An 18,855-nucleotide genomic window follows, 5' to 3' on the forward strand; every position below is an offset into this window, starting at 1 on the left:
GCCGCGATCTGGCACAACCGGACCACCGGCCAGCCCGTGACGAGATCCCTGATCGCCTACGACCACTGAACCAACTTCGGACTTACTCGTCTAGGGGCGCGCGAACCGCTCGACCGGAAGGAGGTTTTCGGTTCAGTAGGCTGCGGCGTCGGCGCGGGCGCCGTGGCCGGCCGGGCGTCGGGACCAGCACTGGGGGCGCTGTCGGACGGCGAGCTCCAGGGCCTGATGGTCGGACTCGATCATTTCCCGGGCTATTCGACGCGCCATTTCCAGGCGGTCGACGTGCATGTCAAGATCCGTCGGGCCGGCGCCTGCCATCTCGAACTCCTTGTCAGCGTTCGAACTAGTCGCATCATGCGTCACGCCGAGAATCGTCACCATTCCCCGATCGGTGGAAAGCTTCCGCCGTACGGTTCGGTGTCACTTACCCCGGTTGCGCCGATGGTAGCGGTGGCCGCGCCACGTCGCCCGGAACTGCGTACACCTTGTCTTGCCTGCGGTTTGTACATTGCACGGTGCGCGGGTCGGGGGGCGCGACAAGTCCGGTGAGGGATCTTCGTTACGGGAGGACCGCCGTGCAGCATTCGAGCAGGACCGATCCCTTGTTCGTCGCCGTCGAATCAGAATCGATCACCCGGGCGGATGTCGCCGGGCTCATCGCGGGCCGGCTGGCCGCCGTTCGGGTGCCGGGGTTGCTCTCGGTGGCCCGCTGCCAGGCGATCACCGCCGCCCTCGCCAACGCGCCGATGGACCGCTACGACGAGAGTCGGGTCTTTCCCGTCGTCGCCAAGTTCGGTCCGGCCATCAACGACCACCGGTCCGCCGGGGAGCTCCGCGAGGACTACTGGGACGCGGCCAGCGCGGCCGAGAAAAGCTGGTCCACGCTGGGCGTTTCGGACTCGCCCCGGGACCTGTGCCTGGCCGCGTTCCGCAGTGCCTGGCCGGACGTGGCACCCGGGCGGCGGCAGGGTCGGGAGATGCACGTCGGCATCGTCCGCGAGATCAACTCGGGGCTCCAGGTGCACTTCGACGACGCGGTACGGGAGTACGCGGGCCGGCTGCTCGACAGCGAGGTGGTGGCCCAGTTGGCGTTCAACATCTACATCCGGGTGCCACCGGCCGGTGGCGAGACGGTGCTGTGGCGGCGGCGGTGGCAGCCGGACGACGAGCCGCTGCGGATCCCCAGCGGGTACGGCTTCCAGGAGGCGGTGGCCGCCGACACGCAGTCGTTGACGTTGCGCCCCACGCTCGGGGAGGGCTTTCTGTTTGATCCGCGGCACTATCACACGGTGCGTCAGGCGTCGGATGGCCGACGCATCTCCATAGGATGTTTCGTCGGGCTCACCGACGATGGTCGACTGGCCCTCTGGTCGTAGTGAAGGGCGTTTCCCCATGGTGGACAGAAACGACGTCGAGGCTGCTGCGGCCCTTGTCGAGGGGCGGGTCCGGGAAACCCCGGTCATCGCCGTCGACGGCACCGATCTGGGTGTGCCGGGGCAGCTCAGTCTCAAGTTGGAGCTGCATCAGCACACTGGCTCGTTCAAGCCGCGCGGCGCGTTCAACCGGATGCTCCAGGGGTCCCTGCCCTCGGCCGGAGTGATCGCCGCGTCGGGTGGCAACCATGGCCTCGCCGTCGCGTACGCGGCCCGGTCGTTGGGCGTGCCGGCGGAGGTCTTCGTGCCGGTCACCGCCTCGCCGGTGAAGGTGCAGCGGTTGGCCGGGCTGGGCGCACAGGTGCGCCAGATCGGCCAGCACTACGCCGAGGCCCTGGCCGCGAGCACACAGCGGGCCGCGGAGACCGGCGCGCTGGTGGTGCACGCGTACGACCAGCCGGAGGTGGTGGCCGGTCAGGGCACCGTCGGCCGGGAGCTGGAGCGGCAGGTGGACGGGATCGACACCGTGCTCGTGGCGGTCGGCGGCGGCGGGTTGGTGTCCGGCATCGCCAGTTGGTTCGGTGGCTCGGTACGGGTCGTGGCGGTCGAGCCGGAGCAGATCCCCACCCTGCACTCGGCCCTGAAGGCGGGTCGTCCGGTCGACATCGAGGTGGGTGGCATCGCCACCGATTCGTTGGGTGCCCGGCGGATCGGCGAGATCGCCTTCGACACCGCCCGCCGGACCGAGGTGGTGTCCGTGCTGGTCCGCGACGAGGACCTGGTGCGGGCGCGCCGGCTGCTCTGGTCGGAACTGCGGGTCGCCGCCGAGTTGGGTGGCGCGGCCGCGCTGGCCGCGCTGGTCGGCGGCGCGTACGTGCCGCAGCCGGGGGAGCGGGTGGCAGTGATCATCTGTGGTGGCAACACCGACCCGAGCGACCTGGGCCCCGCCGCACCGCACTGACTGTTCAGTCGCCGTTGCGCAGCCGGCGCAGCGCGTGCTCCACCTGAAGGGTGTCCAGGTGGGTGTCGCCGAGGAGTCGCCGACGGTCGGCCAGCAACTGCTCGTACACCCCGATCGCCGCGTCGACCTGCTCCTCGAGCAGCAGCACGAGCGCCAGGGTGGATCGGATGGCGAGCACCTCGCTGCGGTCGGCGTGCCGGGGTTCCACGGTGGCCAGGGTGGCGCGCAGCTCGGCTTCCGCCTCGGCGAACCGGTCCTGTGCCTGCATGCAGCGGGCCAGCGTGTGCCGGGCCTGCCAGGTCTCCGGTTGGTTGAGCGGCCACAACCGGTAGCGGACCTCCAGGATGGCGTGCAGCATCTCCTCGGCCTCGGGTGCCCGTTGCTGGGCCAGAACCGCCAGCGCCAGGCTGTGCCGCACGATCATGGTGTCCCAGTGTTCCGGGCCGCGTACCTGATCCTCGGCGGCGACGATCTGCCGCAGCTCCAACTCGGCCTCCGGCCACTGCCGCTGCGCCATGATCGCTTTGGTGAGCTTGTGCCGGCTGGCCAGGGTGTCGGCGTCGTCGCTGCCCAGCACCCTGGTGCGGTCAGCGATCACCTCGCGGAGCACCCGGTCGGCCATCTCCGGCTGGTTGCGCTCCAGCCAGGTGCGGCCCAGTTCGTGGCGCAGCGCCAGCACCTGCGGCCGGTCCAGGTCGTGGTCATACGCGGCGCAACCGCGCACGATCGGGTCGAGGATGTCGAAGGCCGAGCCGGGTAGGCCGACCGCGATGAGGTAGCGGGCGGTGAGTCGGGTCAGCTCCAGCGCGCGGCGTACCGTCTCGGGGTCGTGCTTGTGCCTCTGCGGCACGAGGTATCCCCGCACGGCCTCGACCAGGTGCGGCACCAGCACGTCCCAGTTGGTCCAGGCCGCCGAGTCGTCCGGGTTCTGCCCCTCGGTGGCGGCGAGCAGCAGCTTCATGACCAGCCCGTGGTATTCGGCGATCTGCTCACGCACCTCGTCGCGGTCGCGGAACATCGCGTGCACCAGTGGGTGCAGCGAGAGCACGTGCGCGAACGCGGGGTCGGTGACCTCCTCCTGCACGTCGAAGTCGACCAGGGCCAGGTTGCCGATGCCTTCCAGCACCTTCACCCGCTGCCGGCCGGTGAGCCCCTTGAAGAGCGGCGACTCGGCCAGGATGGCCGGCTTGAGCACCACCTCGTAGGGCACCGGGGAGATGCTCAGGCAGGCCAGCACGTTGAGCAGTGGTCGGCTCTGTTGGAGTTGGCGGCGGGCCAGCAGGTCCAGTGAGATGTCGTCGACCTCGCGGACGATCTCCAGGCCGAGGGACTCGTCGAGGTCGACGTCGTCGTCGTCGCGCGGGGAGCGGAACCGACGCTGCACGGCGGTGCGGTAGTCGGCGAAGGTGGTGATCGTGGATGAGCCGCGCCAGACGGGGCTGGCGTTGACCGACCGCAGGTAGTTGCCGGCGGCGCGCAGAGCGAGAGGCAGCCCGCCCAGCTCGCGGGCGAGTTCCCGGGCGTCAGCCGGGCCGCCGGCCTGGGCGCCGGCCCGGTCGATGAGCACCTTCGCGCCGGCGTCGGCGTCGAGTGGGCGCACCTGGTGCAGCACCGACCAGGTGCCCCAGGTGGCCCGGTTGCCGTCCCGGCTGGTCACGATGACCATGCCGTCTTCGGCCTCCGGGCTGCGCAGCCAGCCGGTGCCGTCGGCGAGGACTCCGTCGGTGGGGCCCAGGCTGGCGGGCTCGTCCGCACTGTCGAAGATCAACAGCCAGGGCTGCGCGGCCTGGTTGAGGTAGCGCCACACCAGGTCGGTGGCGCTGATCATGCCGGCCCACGCCTGGTCGACCTGGGTCTCCGACGCGCCGAGTTGGCTGACCACCTCCCGCATCCCGGAGTTGAGCCGCCCCGCCTGCACCCACCAGACCGTACGGCCGTCGGCGCGGGCCCGACGGGCGATCTCCAGCGCGACGTGGCTCTTGCCGGAGCCACCCATGCCGCACAGGATGTGCACAGCGGGTCGCTCCGCGGCAGCTTCGCCCTGGGGCATGATCTTGCCGATCAGGTCGTCGCGCCCGTGCAGCGGGCTGTCCAGTCGCCCGAGCGGTGGATCGACGGAGACCCGACTCGGTCTGTCGTACGCAGGCCGAGGCACGCCGGCATCCTCGGGTGGAACGTCCGCAGTCAATGCGGTCCCCCTTCGGTGGCGAATTCGCAATGGGGCGGAGGCGAAGGATCCTGTCCATCTGATGGACAGTCGGAGGGATTGCCATCCGCACCATGTCGACCGCAAGCGTATCCATCCCCGTACTGGGTTGCACACTCTCCGTTCAGGCCACCCGGCTGACCAAAATCAGCGCTGGAATTCCCAATTCGCCGCTGATTCCGGCCGATCCGCCGTGCGCGGCACTCGACACGGGCATCCACGATGGACTTATGAACTGGTCGCCAATCCAGGACGTCGTCGACTGGGGTTCCGTGCCGGACTGGTTCGGTGCGGTCGGCTCCATTGCCAGCGTGCTCTTCGTCTACCTCGGATTGCGGCGGGAAATCCGTGCCCGTCGCGACGACGATCTGCGGGTTCGGGCCACTCAGGCTCGGCTGGTCTCGGCGGTGGCCGAGATTCGCGGCGCCTCGGTGCTGCGGGTCGCGGTGGCCAACGAGAGCGACGCCCCGGTGCTGGACGTGGTGGTGCTGGCCCGGCTCGCCGCGCCCGACGATCCGGACGCCCCACCGGTCGGGCTGGCGGCGGCGAAACAGGTCCGGCGGATTCCTGGCCGCGACGTGCACGACCTCTTCGTCACCGTCGCGGCGGAGCATCGGCTCCGCCCGGCCGACACCGTTCTGGTGGACCTCACCTTCACCGACCACGACGGTAATCGCTGGCACCGGATCGGTGCCGGCCAACCGGAGCCGGTGGGTTGACCGGAAACGGTGGTCCGGCGGAAGAACGCTCCGCCGGACCACAGTGCGCTCAGAGGGGATAGGTGCGGGCGACCGCCAGCATCTCCGAGCTGTGCGACCCGACGACGCCGACGGCCGGCGGCCGAGGGCGGAAGCCGGGCAGCGCGTCCAACCCGTCACTGGCATCCATCGCCCGCAGCGACACCTGCCCGGCGATCGGGCGCACTGTCAACACGACCTCGATGCCCTCCGCCGGCGGGGCGTGGAACACCAGCCCGAAGCCCCACTTCCCGGCGCGGGGCTCCACCGGCACCGACCGCCCCGCCACGTCGGCGCGCAGCACGGTGGCGGTCGACGTGTCGACGTGCAGGGTGGCGAGCCGGGCCACCCGCTGCGGGGTGAGCCGCAGCCGCAGCGTGCGCTCGCCGCCCGCGGTGGCGTCGGCCACCACCTCCAGCTTCGGCGCCGGCAGGTTCGCCGACTGCGCCGGACCGGCCCGCAACTCACCGTCGCCGAGCCCGGGGAAGTCGTCGCCGACGTCGGTGACCCCGTCGACGTAGCCGTCCGTCCACGGCTGCGGGTCGCTCTCGTGGCTGAGCCAACGGGCCTGGCCGGTGCCGGCGTCCAGGGCGTACATCAGGTGGGTGGGAGCGGGGTGGGCGGCGTCGAAGCGGTCGACGCCCAGGCCGACCCCGGCGAGCACCACGGCCGCCACGGCGGCGGCGCCGGCCGGCAGCACCGCGAGCCGCCGGGCCCGCAGCGCGAGCAGACCACGCTGGCCGCCGGCCTGCGGGTGCAGCAGGTCGACCACCGGCAGGGCGACCAGGCCGAGCAGCACCGCGACCAGCGCGGCCACCCCGCCCATGGCCATCCCCAGCGCGGGGAAGAGCAGCACCACGGTGGGCAGCAGGATGACCACACCCACTGCCGCGGCGGCCGTCACCGCCACCACTGGCCACGGTCCGGTCTGCCGGGTACGCAGCGCGACGAGCCCGCAGAGGGCGCCGGCCAGCGCCGGCACCGTGGTGAGGTACGCCCCACCCGGCACCGCCACGGCGAGCAGCACCCCGAGCACTGCCAACCAGGCCAGCCCGCCGACGGCCAGCGCGGCCGGGCCGATCCGGCGGCGGGTCAGCGCGTACCAGGTGAACAGGATGGCGGAGGCGAGCGCCAGGACGGCCAGCCGGTACCAGATCGGCCGGTACGGGTCGAGCAGTTCCGCGTACCCCGGTCGGATCGTGGTGATCGCCAGCCAGAGCAGTTGGGCGGCGACCGGCGCGGCGATGATCGGCACCAGGGCCAGCGCGAAGCCGGCGGCCAGCCGGCCGGTGCTGGCCCGGCCGCTGCGGCGGGTCAGCCAGCCCAGGGCGCCCACCAGTGCCACCGCGAGCAGGGCCAGCGGCACTGTGAGCCAGCCGGGGTAGCGGACCAGCCCGCCGGGGACGGGGAAGTAGGTGGCGTCGTGCCCGGAGCGCAGGTCGGTCAGGTCGGTGCCACCGAACTCCCGGGCGAGGCCCAACGCGTTGTCCCCGTGCTGCTGGAGGCTGCCCCGGTCCATGGCGGCCGGGGTGTCCAACGGCGTGTGGTAGATCGCACCTCCGTCGATGTACGCCGAGTTCAGCCCGACGAACTTCTGATCGAGGAAGGCGGTGAAGTCGGTGTCGTTGGGCAGCGCGCGGTAGATCTCCACAGCGAACGAGGTGCCGACCGGGTGTGGGGCGGCCCGGCCGAAGATGTCCACCAGCTTCGCGTTGTTCCGGGACGTCTCGAACATGATCACGGGCCCGGTGGAGCCCCGCGCCTCCAGGTTCAGCACCACACCGCCGTCGGCGGCCAGCGGGTGGCTGGCGGCGAACGCGGACGCGCCGCAGAGGCACGCCTCCTCGGCGTCGGTCAGGACGAAGACGATGTCGTTGCGCGGCCGGGGGCCGGTGGTCAGCGCGCGGGCCACCTCCAGGATCGTCGAGGTGCCGGCCGCGTCGTCGTTGCCACCCGGCCCGGTCTGCACCGAGTCGTAGTGGGCGACCAGGAAGACCCGGCCCGTCGAGTCGGTGCCCGGCATCCGGGCCACCACGTTGCGGACCCGGGCCAGCGTCGCCCCTCCCGCCGCCCCGCTGAGCTGACCGGCCTCCGGTGCCACGGTGTCCTGCACCTCGGTCTCCAGGCCCAGCCCCCGCAACTGCTGCTCAAGGTGAGCGCGGACCTGCTCGTTGGCCGGGCTGCCGGCGACGTGCGACCGGGCGGCGATCACCTGGACGTCCTCGTACGCCCGGCCGGCGCTGAACGCGTCCGCCGGGGCGTCGGCCGACTTCGGGGCGGGGGTGCTCAGGTCGAGCAGACTGCCGGCGCCAACGGCGGCCAGCGCGACCAGAGCCGCCGCGGCGGCCACGAGCCGCCGGCGCGGCCGGGTCAACGCGCGATCGGCAAGGGGTACGCCCGGGACCGGACGGGGTGGCGTGCCCGTCGTGGCCGGGGTGGTGGGTGCTCCCACGGGAACTCCTCGGGGGGTGGTGGGGCCTGGGGTGGGATCATCCTGCCCGTCGGCGGTCGCGGAGGGGATGGCCGGTACGTCAGGCGTCCATCAGCCGCCCGGTTTGTCCACGGCCGAGCAGTGACGCGCCCCATCCCCGCCCGCGCCGGAGGCATCGTGTTGTGTGCGACCGTTGTCTAATACAGGATCAGCGGGGCACTCGGAAGGAGCCCGACATCACCAGCGAACTCCCGCGTCTCGCGGCGGTGACCCGGCCGCACCGGGGGGCCGGCTCGGCCGGTTCCCCAGTTGTGCCGTACCCGCACGGTGGTCTGGCGCGGCACGCCAACCTGCCGCCGGGTGAGCGGCTGCGTGTGCTGCTGGTGGAGGACGACGAGGGCGACGCCTTCCTGGTCGGTGAGCTGCTCGCCGAGACGAACTCGATGATCGACCTGCTGGTCGCCACCAGCCTGCGGGAGGCGCGGCAGCGGATCAACGACGTCGACTGCGTCCTGCTCGACCTGGGTCTGCCCGACGCGCAGGGGCTGGACGGGCTGCGCCAGGTGCTGGAGATGTCCAGCGGCGCCGCGGTCTGCGTGCTGACCGGCCGCACCGACGAGCACCTGGGCGTCGTGGCGGTCGCCGAGGGCGCCCAGGACTACCTGGTCAAGGGCCAGGTCGACGGGGTGCTGCTGACCCGGGCGCTGCGCTACGCCGTGGAGCGTAAGCGCGCCGACGAGAACGCCCGCCGGTTGCGCGAGGTCGAGCTGCGCCAGGCCGAGTCGGCCCGACTCGAACGCGGTCTGCTGCCCCAACCGCTGATGACGACCGACCAGGTCGCGGTGCACACCTTCTACCGGCCGGGCCGGCACGCCGCCCTGATCGGCGGGGACTTCTTCGACGTGGTGCAGACCCACCCGGACCGCCTCGACCTGATCGTCGGCGACGTCTGTGGGCACGGGGTGGACGAAGCCGCGCTCGGGGTCGAGCTGCGGGTGGCCTGGCGCGCCCTGGTGCTCGCCCGGGTGCCGGACGACGAGGTGCTGCCCGCCCTGGAGCAGGTGCTGATGAGTGAGCGCCGCCTCCAGGAGATCTTCGCGACGGTGGCCACCATCAGACTGGACCTGGACGCCAACCGGGCCACCGTACGACTGGCCGGGCACCCGCCACCACTGCTGCTCTCCGGCGGCCGGGTCACCCCGGTGCCCGCGCCCGGCGGCCTGCTGCTGGGCGTACGACCTCGCCGGCCGATCGCCTACGACCTGGAGTTCGACACCGATGACTGGTCCCTGTTGATGTACACCGACGGCCTGATCGAGGGGCGGGTGGGTGCCGGCAACGAACGGCTCGACGTGCCGGGCCTCAGTGGCTTGCTGGACGAGCCGGCCAACCGTACGGTGTCGCTGCCCGAGCTGCCGGCGTGGCTGGTCGGGCGGGCCGAGCGGCTCAACGGTGGTCCGCTCGCCGACGACGTGGCCATGCTGCTGGTCAGCCGGGGCGGTGGCCGGTGAGGCCGGTCGTCGGCGGCTGGAGTCTCCGCCGCCGGGTGATCACCCTGCTCACCGTCGTGGGCTTCCTGTTGATCGGGCTGGCCGGCGCGGAAGCGGCGATGGCCGCCCGCAACCGCACCCAGATCGACGCGGTGTTGAACGAGACCGGCCCGTTGCGGGTGCAGTCCCAGGAACTGCTCAACGCGCTGCTCGACCAGGAGACGGCGATCCGCGGGTACGCGGTCAGCGGCGACCAGGACGACCTGAACCCCTACCGGGAAGGGCTCGCCCAGGAGCAGAGCGTCACCGCCTCGATGCGGAAGCTGCTCGACGACTATCCGGAGATCAGCCAGGAGCTGCGGACCGTCGAGGAGCGTGTCACGCAGTGGCGGCGGTCGGTCGCGGAGCCGGTGATCACCACCACCGAGCAGAGCGGCACCAGCGCCGGCCAGGCGTTGGTCACCGAGGCGGCCCGGCAACAGTTCGACGAGGTGCGCTCGGCGGTGAACGACCTCCAGCAGGAGGTCCTGGCCGCCCGGGAGAAGACCGCCGCCAACGTGCGTAGCAGCAGCAACGTGCTGGTCGTCCTGCTGATCGTGGCGGCCCTGGTGGTGGTCATCGCCGGTACGGTGCTGCTGCTCTCGCTGGACCGGATGGTGATCCGGCCGCTGACCGGCCTCGCCAACCAGGTCCGCGAGGTCGCCGAAGGCGACTACCAGCACCGCATCGCCACCGTCGGCCCGCCGGAGTTCATCCAGCTCGGCGAGGACGTGGACGCGATGCGGCAGAAGATCGCCGCCGACCTGGCCGAGGTCCGGGCCGCCCGCGAGCGCATCGAGTGGGTGAACAGTCAGCTCCAGAAGCAGGCCGAGGAGTTGACTCGTTCCAACCGGGATCTGGAACAGTTCGCGTACGTGGCCTCGCACGACCTGCAGGAGCCGCTGCGTAAGGTCGCCAGCTTCTGCCAGCTTCTCCAGCGCCGTTACGCCGGGCAGCTCGACGAGCGGGCCGACCAGTACATCGCCTTCGCCGTGGACGGCGCGCAACGGATGCAGCGCCTGATCAACGACCTGCTCGCGTTCTCCCGGATCGGGCGGCTCACCACCGGCTTCGTCGAGGTCGACCTCAACAAGGTGATGGGCGACGTGGCCGGCCAGACCGAGGCCGCCCGGCAGTACGCGGACGCCGAGTTGACCTGGGCCGGGCTGCCGACGATCTCGGGTGAGGAACCGCTGCTCACCAACCTGCTGGCCAACCTGGTCAGCAACTCGATCAAGTTCCGCCGCCCGGACGTGCCGTCGAAGGTGCACGTCTCGGCCCGCCTGGTGGGTGCCGAGTGGGAGATCACCTGCCAGGACAACGGCATCGGGATCGAGCCGGAGTTCGCCGACAAGATCTTCGTGATCTTCCAGCGGTTGCACTCGAAGGACGCGTACCCGGGCACCGGCATCGGGTTGGCGATCGTGAAGAAGATCGTCGAGTACCACGGCGGCCGCGTCTGGGTGGACACGGACGTGCCCGAGGGCACCGCGATCCGGTTCACCCTGCCGGCACTTCCCGAGGATGTCGCGGCGGCTGCCGCCTCCGATTCCGCGGGGGAGCCGACCGATGGTGACGTGACGCCCTCGACCGAGGCTCCGGCAGAGCTGACGGAGCAGGCCGACGGACCGGACCATCCGGACCGGGCCGACCAGACGCTGGAAAGCGGTAGAACGGGTGACATGAAGGAGACGGTGGGATGACCGCGCCGGCGGATGGCAAGAGCCCGATCGAGGTCCTGCTCGTCGAGGACGACCCGGGTGACGTGCTGATGACCCAGGAGGCGTTCGAGGAACACAAGCTGCGTAACCGGCTGACCGTCGTCTCCGACGGGGCCGAGGCGCTCGCCTACCTGCGGCGGGAAGGTCAGTACGCCGACGCGACGGCACCCGACCTGATCCTGCTCGACCTCAACCTGCCCCGGCGCGACGGCCGGGAGGTGCTGGAGGAGATCAAGAAAGACCAGGATCTGCGCCGGATCCCGGTGGTGGTGCTCACCACCTCGCAGGCCGACGAGGACATCCTGCGCAGCTACCAGCTGCACGCCAACGCCTACGTGACCAAGCCGGTGGACTTCGAGCGCTTCATCTCGGTGGTCCGTCAGATCGACGAGTTCTTCGTCAGCGTGGTCAAGTTGCCGCCGCGTGGCTGACACCCTGCTGGACGACGTCGGCGGCCTGCTCTGGGAGGCCGCCGACCAGGTCGTGCTGCCACTGTTCCGCAAGCTCGACGACGATGACGTGTCGGAGAAGGCGCCCGGTGAGGTGGTCACCGTCGCCGACCGCCGGGCCGAGGAGCTGCTCTCGGCGGGGCTGCGCCGGCTGCGGCCGGGCTCGATGGTGGTCGGCGAGGAAGGTGTCGCCGACGATCCGGGATTGCTGCGGCACCTCCGCGACGGCGGGGACGTCTGGCTGGTCGACCCGGTCGACGGGACCGCCAACTTCGCCGCCGGTCGCCGGCCGTTCGCCCTGATGGTGTCGCTGCTGACCGACGGGCGACCGGCCGCCGGCTGGATCCTCGACCCGCTCGCCGGCACTCTCGCCGCCGGCTCGGCGGACGAGGGCACCCTGCTCAACGGTCGACCGGTGGACAGCACCGGCTCGGTGCCGCCGCTCGGCGAACTGCGCGGCGCGGCGATGACCCGGTTCCTGCCGCCGGAGACCCGCGACCGGGTCCGCGCCGGCGGGCGGCGGCTCGGTGAGCTGCTGCCCGGCCAGCACTGCGCCGGTCGGGAGTACCTGGACATCCTCACCGGCGAGCAGCAGTTCGTCCTCTTCTGGCGCACCCTGCCCTGGGACCACGGCCCGGGCACGCTGCTGGTCCGTGCCGCCGGGGGCGTCGCCCGCCGATTCGACGGCGTCGACTACCACCCCGCCGACGACGGCAGCGGTCTGCTCGTCGCCGCCAACGAGCGGGTCTGGGCCGACGTGCGCGAGGCGCTCCTCAGCCCCTGATCCGCGCGCTGTGCGACGGCGCTGGAACGCTGCGTCGACATCGAGGCGGCCGGAGGGTCAGCAGGCTGGTCACCAGGCCACGATCCGGTATCGTGACCGGCGGTCTCCGCCAGCGGGCCGCCGACCGGCGTCGCCATGCAGCGTTCAATCGGGGGCCGGCGGTCGACGGAAGGACGCTTTCGTGCCCAGGACCAGGTTCAGCCCGTGGCTCGGTCGCCGCGCTCTGTTCGCCGTGCTCGCCGCCGTCGCGCTGGTGCTCGGCGGTGCCGCAGTGCCCGCGTACGCGGAGCCGGACGAGGGCGGCAGCAAGAAGCTGCGGGACGCGCTGGAGCTGACCGCCAAGGGCCACATCGAGGCCAAGGCCAAGCTGGACAACTCCAAGCGTCGCCAGACCGCGCTGGCCGGCGAGCTGACGACGATCGAGGGTCGGCTGGTCGGGCTCACCAGCCAGGTGGGTGAGGTGGCCGCCCAGTCGTACCGGGTGGGTCGGCTGAGCGCCGTGTCGATGCTGCTCAACACCGCCACGCCAGAGGCGTTCCTGCAACGCGCCGGCGACCTTGATCTGATGGCCCAGCGGGACAGCAAGCGGCTGCGTGACCTCACCGAGGCCCGGCAGCAGGCGCAACAGGCCAAGGTGGCCATGGACGCCGAGGTGCGCGAGCAGCAGAAGCAACTCGCCGTGATGGCGAAGAAGAAGAAGGAAGCCGAGGAGGCGCTCGCCGAGGTCAGCTCCGGCGGCAGCAACGGTTTCAGTGGTGGCAGCTCCACGTCGGCGAAGCCGGCACCGCGTAACTCCGACGGGTCCTGGCCGTCGGAATCCTGCTCGGTGAAGGACCCGACGACCTCCGGATGCATCACTCCGCGCACCCTCAACGCGCTCAAGCAGACCCAGGCGGCCGGCTACAAGCGGCACGTCTCCTGCAAGCGCAGTGGCGGCGGCGGCGAGCATCCGAAGGGCCGTGCCTGCGACTTCTCGGCCGCCACGAACGGCTTCGAGGACAAGAACGCGACCGGCGGCGACAAGGCGTACGGGGACAGCCTCGCCGCCTGGCACGTGCGCAACGCCGACCGGCTGGGCGTGCTCTACGTGATCTGGTACCGGCAGATCTGGCATCCCGGCACCGGGTGGCGCTCGTACAGTGGAAGCGGCTCTCCGGCGGCGACCCACACGAACCATGTTCATCTCTCGATGTACTGACCCGGAGCACCAGCTTCGCTGCGTACCATCGCGACGATGAGCTCCCCACCGTCCGACGTAGCGGCCCTTCCGGCACCTCCGGCCCAGCCCGTGCCGATCACCGGCCGGGCGCTGCCCAACGGCCTGGCCGCGTTCCTGGTCTTCTTCTCCAGCGGTGCCGTGCTGGTGCTGGAGACCGTCGCGCTGCGCCTGGTCGGCCCGTACGTCGGGGTGACCCTTCAGGTGACCAGCTCCGTGATCGGCATCGCGTTGGCCGCCATCGCCTACGGCGCGTGGTCCGGTGGCTGGCTGGCCGACCGACGCAACCCGCGGGGCCTGCTCGCGCCGGCGTTGGTGCTGGCCGGCATCGCCACCGCTGTCACCCTGCCCGTCGTCCGGTACGCCGGTGAGGTGCTGCGCGGTGGTGCGGCCAGCGCCATCCTGCTGCTGGTCGCATTGGCGGTGTTCGTGCCGGCCGCGCTGCTGGCCGCGGTCACCCCGCTGGTCGTGAAACTCCAGCTCGCCGACCTGCGCCGCACCGGCCAGGTGGTCGGTCGACTCTCCGGGATCGGCACCCTGGGCGGCATCACCGCGACCCTGCTGACCGGGTTCGTGCTGGTCGCCGCGCTACGCAGCACCGTCATCCTGCTGGCCCTGGCGCTCGCGCTCGGGCTGGTCGGCATCGGCCTCGGCTGGTACCTGCGCCGACAGGAGCCCACCGAGCTGCCCGGTCCGGCCCGGGTCCGGGCCGCGCTGGCCGTGCTCGGCCTGGCCGGGGCGGGGCTGAGCACCGTGGCACCCAACCCGTGCGACATCGAGACGGCGTACCACTGCGCCCGGGTCACCGCGGACCCCTCCCGGCCCAGCGGACGGACGCTGCTGCTCAACTCCGCCCAGCACTCGTACGTGGACCTCGCTGACCCGAAACACCTGGAGTACGCGTACACGAAGTGGATCGGCGCGGTCGGCGACGTCGCCGCGCCGGCCGGTCAGCGCCTGGACGCGCTGCACCTGGGCGGCGGCGGGTTCACCGTGCCGCGCTACCTGACCGCGACCCGACCGGGCACCGACAACCTGGTGTTCGAGATCGACGGCGGGCTGGTCGAGCTGGGTGAGCAGGAGCTGGGCGTACGGTCGGGGCCGGACCTGCGGGCGGTGGTGGGCGACGCCCGGATGCTGGTTGCCGGCGAGCCGACCGACAGCCGTGACCTGGTGGTCGGCGACGCGTTCGGGCACCTGGTGGTGCCCTGGCACCTGGCCACCCGGGAGATGGCCGCCGACGTCCGGCGGGTGACCCGTCCCGGCGGCGTGTACGTGCAGAACGTCATCGACTATCCGCCGCTGCGGTTCATCCGCGCCGAATTGGCCACGGTGGCCGCCGAGTTCGGGCACGTCGCGTTGATCGCGCCCCCGGAGGCGCTCGCCGAGGAGCAGGGCTCCAACTTCCTCATCGTCGGCTCCGACGCGCCGTTGCCGCTGGAAGCCGTCCGGGCCCGGCTGGCCGAGGTGGACCCGAAGGTCAGCCTGCTGTCCGGCGCGGCGCTGATGGACTTCGTCGGTCAGGCGATGGTGTTGACCGACGACTACGCCCCGGTTGACCAACTGCTGGCCACCGCCTGATCGGGTGACAATCCTGACCGATTCCGATACTCCAGGTGTAGGCGGGCCGTTACTGGGCAACATCGCTCACCATGGGCGGTGGGGACCGGAACGGCGCGCAGTTGCTCGATGAGCGGTACCGGCTGATCGAGCAACTCGGCGCGGGTGGCATGTCGGTGGTCTGGCGTGGCTACGACGAGGTGCTGGGTCGCCAGGTCGCGGTGAAGGTGTTGGCCTCCCGGCTGGCCAGCGACCGGGCCTTCCGCCACCGCATCCGGATCGAGGCGCAGGCCGCCGCGCGGCTCTGCCACCCCAACATCACCAACGTGTACGACTACGGCGAGTCCGAGCAGGTCGGTCTCACGGTGCCGTACGTGGTGATGGAACTGGTCGACGGCGCTTCGCTGGCCAGCCGGTTGGGTCGGGAGAGTCAACTGCCGTGGCGGGAGGCGGTGACCATCGGCGCCGAGGTCAGCTCCGCGCTGGCCACCGCGCACGCTCGCGGGGTGGTGCACCGCGACGTCACCCCGGGCAACGTCATGCTCACCCCGACCGGCGTCAAGGTGGTCGACTTCGGCATCTCCGCGCTCGTCGGGGAGAGCGAGAAGGGTCCGGACGGCGCGCTGCTGGGCACTCCCGCGTACCTCGCCCCGGAGCGGCTGGACAACGGCCAGGTCTCCCCGGCCACCGACGTGTACGCCGTTGGGCTGCTGCTCTACCGGATGCTCACCGGCCGACTGCCGTGGCTGGCCAGCACGACCACCCAGATGCTGCGCGCCCACATGTACAACGACCCGGAGCCGATGCCCACCGTCCCGGGGCTGCCCGACGGGGTGGCCGACCTGGTCGGACGCTGCCTGGCCAAGCGACCCGCGGACCGGCCGGCCACCGCCGAGCTGACCCGGACGCTCGCCGAGGCGGCCGGCATGCTCGCGGCGGTGCCGGTCTCCCCGGCCGCCGGGCCGCTGGACGCGGCGATGCTCGGCAGTGCGCGTACCACCATCCTGCCCTGGTCGGCGGCGACCGACGCGTTGCCGCTGTCGCGGACCCGTAACCGTCGGACCCAGCAGCGGGTGACCCGGCGTCGGCGGGTGGAGGCCGGCGTGGCCGCCGTCGGGCTGATCGCTGTCACCGGGGCGATGTGGGGGTTCACCTCGCGCAGCCCGGCCAGCGGAGAGGACCGGCCGACGACCGAGGCTCGGATGGGTCTGCCGACGGCGGCGCCCTGCGAGGTGGCGTACGCGTTGCGCACCGACTCCGGCACCGACTTCTCCGCCGAGCTGACCCTGACCAACACGGGTGGCCGTGAGCTGCGGGACTGGGCGATGAGCTTCACCTTCCCCGGGCAGCAGAAGGTGACGAAGGCGGAGCCCGCGCCGGTTCACCAGCAGGGGAGCACGGTGCTGATCCGACCGGCGGCCCAACGCACCACGCTGGCCCCCGGTGCGGCCGAGAAGGTGACCCTCACCGGCAAGTACAGCGGGGCGAACCCGTTGCCTGTCGAGTTCCGACTCGGCGACGCGACCTGCGGGGTTCGGGTTTCCGGGGTCGCCGGCAGCGTGCCGTCCACGGCCCCGCCGGCCAAGGCCGCCACGGTGAAGGCCCCGCCGAAGAAGACGACGGCACGCGGCGGCTCCGGTGCGGGCGGCGGCGCGTCGAAGGCCAAGCCGCCGAAGCCTGCGAAGGCCCCGGCGAAGCCCGCGAAGGCCGCGAAGGCCGCCGGTGGTGGTCCGGGAAAAGTGTGAAGGTGACCAAGGGGCCGGGCGGTCACCGGAAGAAGTAAGCAGGCCACGGCGGGTCAGCGCATCCCCGCGAATCGCTGCACCTGGTCGATCCCACCCTCGACGATGAGCACCCCGCCCTGGGGAAGCGTGGTGTCGTCGGAGGTGTACCGGAAGCGTTCGCCCGGCAGCTTGGCGCCGACCACGCGTACCCCGAAGCGCTCCTCCGGTCTCAGGTCGAGCAGGGTGCGCCCGACCAGGGACTCCGGCACCCGGACGGTGGCGATGGCGAAGTCGTCGTCGAACTCGATGAAGTCGAGCAACCGGCTGACGATCAGGTGCGCGACCCGGTCCCCGGTCTCCGCCTCCGGGAAGATCACGTGGTGCGCGCCCACCGACGCCAGGATCTTGGCGTGCTTCTGCGAGGTGGCCCGCGCCCAGATCTCGGGTACACCCAGCTCGACCAGCGCCAACACGGTGAGCACACTCGCCTCCACCGAAGCCCCGATGGCCACCACCGCCCGCCCGAAAGTGGTGATGCCCAGTTGCCGCAGCGCCCCCTCCTCGGTCGCGTCGGCCTGAACCACCCGGTCGAGCTGAGCCGACCAGCGCTGCACCTTCGCCGGGCTGCGGTCGATCGCCAACACCTCGCGGTCCATCCGGGTCAGCGACCCGGCCAGGTGGCAACCGAATCGACCCAGCCCGATCACCACGATGCCGCCTCTGTCCGCCCGTCTAGCCGACACCTCGGCCCTCCCTGCTTCCGATGGCGTGTCCCCGGTGTGTGGACCGGCCGACACCTCCGAACCACGCCCTAGCCGACAATGGGTTGCTCCTGGGGATAGCGGTAGAGCCGGCGTCGGGTGTTCAGGGCGATCGCCGACCCCAGGGTGAGCGTCCCGACGCGGCCGATGAACATCAGCACGGTCAGCGCCAGTTGGCCGCCGGCCGGCAGGTCGGCGGCCAGACCGATGGTCAGACCGGTGGTGCTGAACGCCGAGGTGATCTCGAACAGGGCCGCGACGAAGCGGACGCCCTCGGTGAGCAGCAGCAACAGCATGGTTCCGGCCATCACCAATGCGACGCTGAGCAGCGCCACGGTGATCGCCTGCCGCTGGCTTGCGGTGGCCACCCGGCGGTGCCCGATCGTCACGTCGGGCTCACCGCGCAGCTCCGCCCACATGGTGAACGCCAGCAGGAAGAACGTGGAGACCTTGATGCCACCGGCCGTGCTGGCGCTCCCGCCGCCGATGAACATCAGCACGATCAGCAGGGGGTAGCTCTCCTCCTGAAGAGCGGTGATGTCCAGGACGCTGAAGCCGCCGGTGCGGCTCAACGCGATCTGGGTGAACGACGCGAGGACCTTCCCGGGTACGTCGTACTGGCCGATCGTGCTCGCGTTGGTCCATTCGGCGGCGAGCAGGCCACCGAAGCCGAGCAGCAGCAGCACCGCGCTGCCCCAGATGGTCAACTTCGTCGCCACCGCCCAGCGGGTCGGCTGCCGCCATTCGCGGACCGCCTCGAAGAGCGCGGGAAACCCGAGACCGCCGATGATCGCGCCGATCGCCAGGGGCAGCGACACCCACGGATCACGGCTGAAGGCCAGCAGGCCGTCGGTGTAGAGCGCGAAGCCACCGTTGTTGAACGCCTGGACGGCGTGGAAGACGCCCGACCAGAGGGCCTCGGAGAACGGGTAGTCGTAGGTCAGCCAGAGTCGACCGGCGACCAGCACTGTCATCACCGCCTCGCAGGCGAAGACGGTCAGCGCGATCCGGCGGAGCAACCGGCCCACGTCACCGAGGCCGAACTCCGCCGTCTCGGCCTGCACCAGCAACCGGTTGCGGAGTGCGAGCTGACTGGAGACCACCAGGATGACCAACGCGGCGACGGTGAGGATGCCGAGGCCGCCGAGCTGGGTGAGCAGGGTGATCACCAGCAGGCCCCAGCCGGACCAGTAGTTCGGCGTGTCGGTGATGGCCATGCCGGTGACCGACACGGCCGAGGTGGCGGTGAAGAGCGCCGTGACCACTGGCGGGCGTACGTGTTCGTCGGTCGCCCAGCGCGCCATGAGCAGCCCGGTGCCGAGCAGGATCGGCACCAGGAACGCGAACGGCACCAGCCGCACGGGATTGCGGAAGAACCGGCGCACCAGACAATCTTCCTGTCC

Annotated in this window: 15 protein-coding genes; 10 read left to right on the forward strand and 5 right to left on the reverse strand. The window is 71.4% G+C overall.

What is annotated here, in order from left to right:
- Positions 1-132: 132 nt before the first annotated feature.
- Positions 133-381 carry a hypothetical protein gene (locus ACIBEF_RS08065; protein ID WP_396792252.1) on the reverse strand — a complete coding sequence of 83 codons (249 nt, stop codon included), beginning with the start codon at positions 379-381 and terminating at the stop codon, positions 133-135.
- 194 nt (positions 382-575) lie between these two features.
- On the opposite strand from ACIBEF_RS08065, the gene ACIBEF_RS08070 reads away from it, so the two are divergent.
- Entirely contained in the window at positions 576-1,376 is an 801-nt protein-coding gene (locus tag ACIBEF_RS08070; RefSeq protein WP_396792254.1) for a proline hydroxylase, read from the forward strand.
- Between the two features lie 16 nt (positions 1,377-1,392).
- Complete coding sequence (locus ACIBEF_RS08075) at positions 1,393-2,334, forward strand: threonine/serine dehydratase (RefSeq protein WP_396792255.1); 942 nt, start codon at positions 1,393-1,395, stop codon at positions 2,332-2,334.
- Positions 2,335-2,338: 4 nt separating this feature from the next.
- Here the strand turns inward: ACIBEF_RS08075 and ACIBEF_RS08080 are convergent, their stop codons facing one another.
- Positions 2,339-4,489, reverse strand: coding sequence for a tetratricopeptide repeat protein (locus tag ACIBEF_RS08080; protein WP_396792257.1), 2,151 nt, complete (start codon positions 4,487-4,489; stop codon positions 2,339-2,341).
- 281 nt (positions 4,490-4,770) lie between these two features.
- Here ACIBEF_RS08080 and ACIBEF_RS08085 point away from each other — a divergent pair, with 281 nt between their 5' ends.
- Complete coding sequence (locus ACIBEF_RS08085) at positions 4,771-5,259, forward strand: hypothetical protein (protein ID WP_396792259.1); 489 nt, start codon at positions 4,771-4,773, stop codon at positions 5,257-5,259.
- Between the two features lie 49 nt (positions 5,260-5,308).
- Here ACIBEF_RS08085 and ACIBEF_RS08090 read toward each other — a convergent pair whose 3' ends face one another.
- Positions 5,309-7,729, reverse strand: coding sequence for a M28 family peptidase (locus ACIBEF_RS08090; RefSeq protein ID WP_396792261.1), 2,421 nt, complete (start codon positions 7,727-7,729; stop codon positions 5,309-5,311).
- A gap of 290 nt (positions 7,730-8,019) precedes the next feature.
- Between ACIBEF_RS08090 and ACIBEF_RS08095 the strand changes: the two genes are divergently transcribed.
- The 7 genes from ACIBEF_RS08095 to ACIBEF_RS08125 all read left to right on the forward strand — a co-directional run bounded on the left by ACIBEF_RS08095 (position 8,020) and on the right by ACIBEF_RS08125 (position 16,712).
- A complete protein-coding gene (locus ACIBEF_RS08095; protein WP_396792262.1) occupies positions 8,020-9,219 on the forward strand; it encodes a PP2C family protein-serine/threonine phosphatase in 1,200 nt (399 codons plus the stop codon).
- Complete coding sequence (locus ACIBEF_RS08100; protein WP_396792263.1) at positions 9,216-10,940, forward strand: ATP-binding protein; 1,725 nt, start codon at positions 9,216-9,218, stop codon at positions 10,938-10,940. Before ACIBEF_RS08095 ends, ACIBEF_RS08100 begins: the two co-directional genes overlap by 4 nt.
- Positions 10,937-11,389, forward strand: coding sequence for a response regulator (locus tag ACIBEF_RS08105; RefSeq protein ID WP_366610649.1), 453 nt, complete (start codon positions 10,937-10,939; stop codon positions 11,387-11,389). The genes ACIBEF_RS08100 and ACIBEF_RS08105 overlap by 4 nt, the downstream gene beginning before the upstream one ends.
- Positions 11,382-12,191 carry an inositol monophosphatase family protein gene (locus ACIBEF_RS08110; RefSeq protein ID WP_396792265.1) on the forward strand — a complete coding sequence of 270 codons (810 nt, stop codon included), beginning with the start codon at positions 11,382-11,384 and terminating at the stop codon, positions 12,189-12,191. Before ACIBEF_RS08105 ends, ACIBEF_RS08110 begins: the two co-directional genes overlap by 8 nt.
- A 181-nt stretch (positions 12,192-12,372) precedes the next feature.
- Positions 12,373-13,389, forward strand: a complete 1,017-nt coding sequence (locus tag ACIBEF_RS08115; RefSeq protein WP_396792266.1) for a coiled-coil domain-containing protein — start codon at positions 12,373-12,375, stop codon at positions 13,387-13,389.
- 36 nt (positions 13,390-13,425) lie between these two features.
- On the forward strand, positions 13,426-14,988 hold the full coding sequence (locus tag ACIBEF_RS08120) for a fused MFS/spermidine synthase (RefSeq protein WP_396792268.1): 1,563 nt from the start codon (positions 13,426-13,428) through the stop codon (positions 14,986-14,988).
- A 71-nt stretch (positions 14,989-15,059) separates the two neighbouring features.
- Positions 15,060-16,712, forward strand: coding sequence for a protein kinase (locus ACIBEF_RS08125; protein WP_396792270.1), 1,653 nt, complete (start codon positions 15,060-15,062; stop codon positions 16,710-16,712).
- 53 nt (positions 16,713-16,765) lie between these two features.
- Here the strand turns inward: ACIBEF_RS08125 and ACIBEF_RS08130 are convergent, their stop codons facing one another.
- Together ACIBEF_RS08130 and ACIBEF_RS08135 are read right to left on the reverse strand one after the other, a co-directional pair.
- Positions 16,766-17,434 carry a potassium channel family protein gene (locus tag ACIBEF_RS08130; protein ID WP_396792272.1) on the reverse strand — a complete coding sequence of 223 codons (669 nt, stop codon included), beginning with the start codon at positions 17,432-17,434 and terminating at the stop codon, positions 16,766-16,768.
- Positions 17,435-17,502: 68 nt separating this feature from the next.
- A complete protein-coding gene (locus tag ACIBEF_RS08135) occupies positions 17,503-18,837 on the reverse strand; it encodes a TrkH family potassium uptake protein (RefSeq protein WP_396792274.1) in 1,335 nt (444 codons plus the stop codon).
- Positions 18,838-18,855 lie beyond the last annotated feature (18 nt).

Origin of the sequence: Micromonospora sp. NPDC050795, assembly GCF_044456785.1 — a bacterium.
Lineage (GTDB): Bacteria > Actinomycetota > Actinomycetes > Mycobacteriales > Micromonosporaceae > Micromonospora.

What these genes read in the sequence shown, in the direction of transcription:
- ACIBEF_RS08120 (WP_396792268.1), top strand. Translation starts at nt 13,426, where the DNA reads ATGAGCTCCCCACCGTCCGACGTAGCGGCCCTTCCGGCACCTCCGGCC.
- ACIBEF_RS08085 (WP_396792259.1), top strand. Translation starts at nt 4,771, where the DNA reads ATGAACTGGTCGCCAATCCAGGACGTCGTCGACTGGGGTTCCGTGCCG.
- ACIBEF_RS08125 (WP_396792270.1), top strand. Translation starts at nt 15,060, where the DNA reads ATGGGCGGTGGGGACCGGAACGGCGCGCAGTTGCTCGATGAGCGGTAC.
- ACIBEF_RS08075 (WP_396792255.1), top strand. Translation starts at nt 1,393, where the DNA reads ATGGTGGACAGAAACGACGTCGAGGCTGCTGCGGCCCTTGTCGAGGGG.
- ACIBEF_RS08105 (WP_366610649.1), top strand. Translation starts at nt 10,937, where the DNA reads ATGACCGCGCCGGCGGATGGCAAGAGCCCGATCGAGGTCCTGCTCGTC.
- ACIBEF_RS08065 (WP_396792252.1), bottom strand. Translation starts at nt 381, where the DNA reads ATGGTGACGATTCTCGGCGTGACGCATGATGCGACTAGTTCGAACGCT.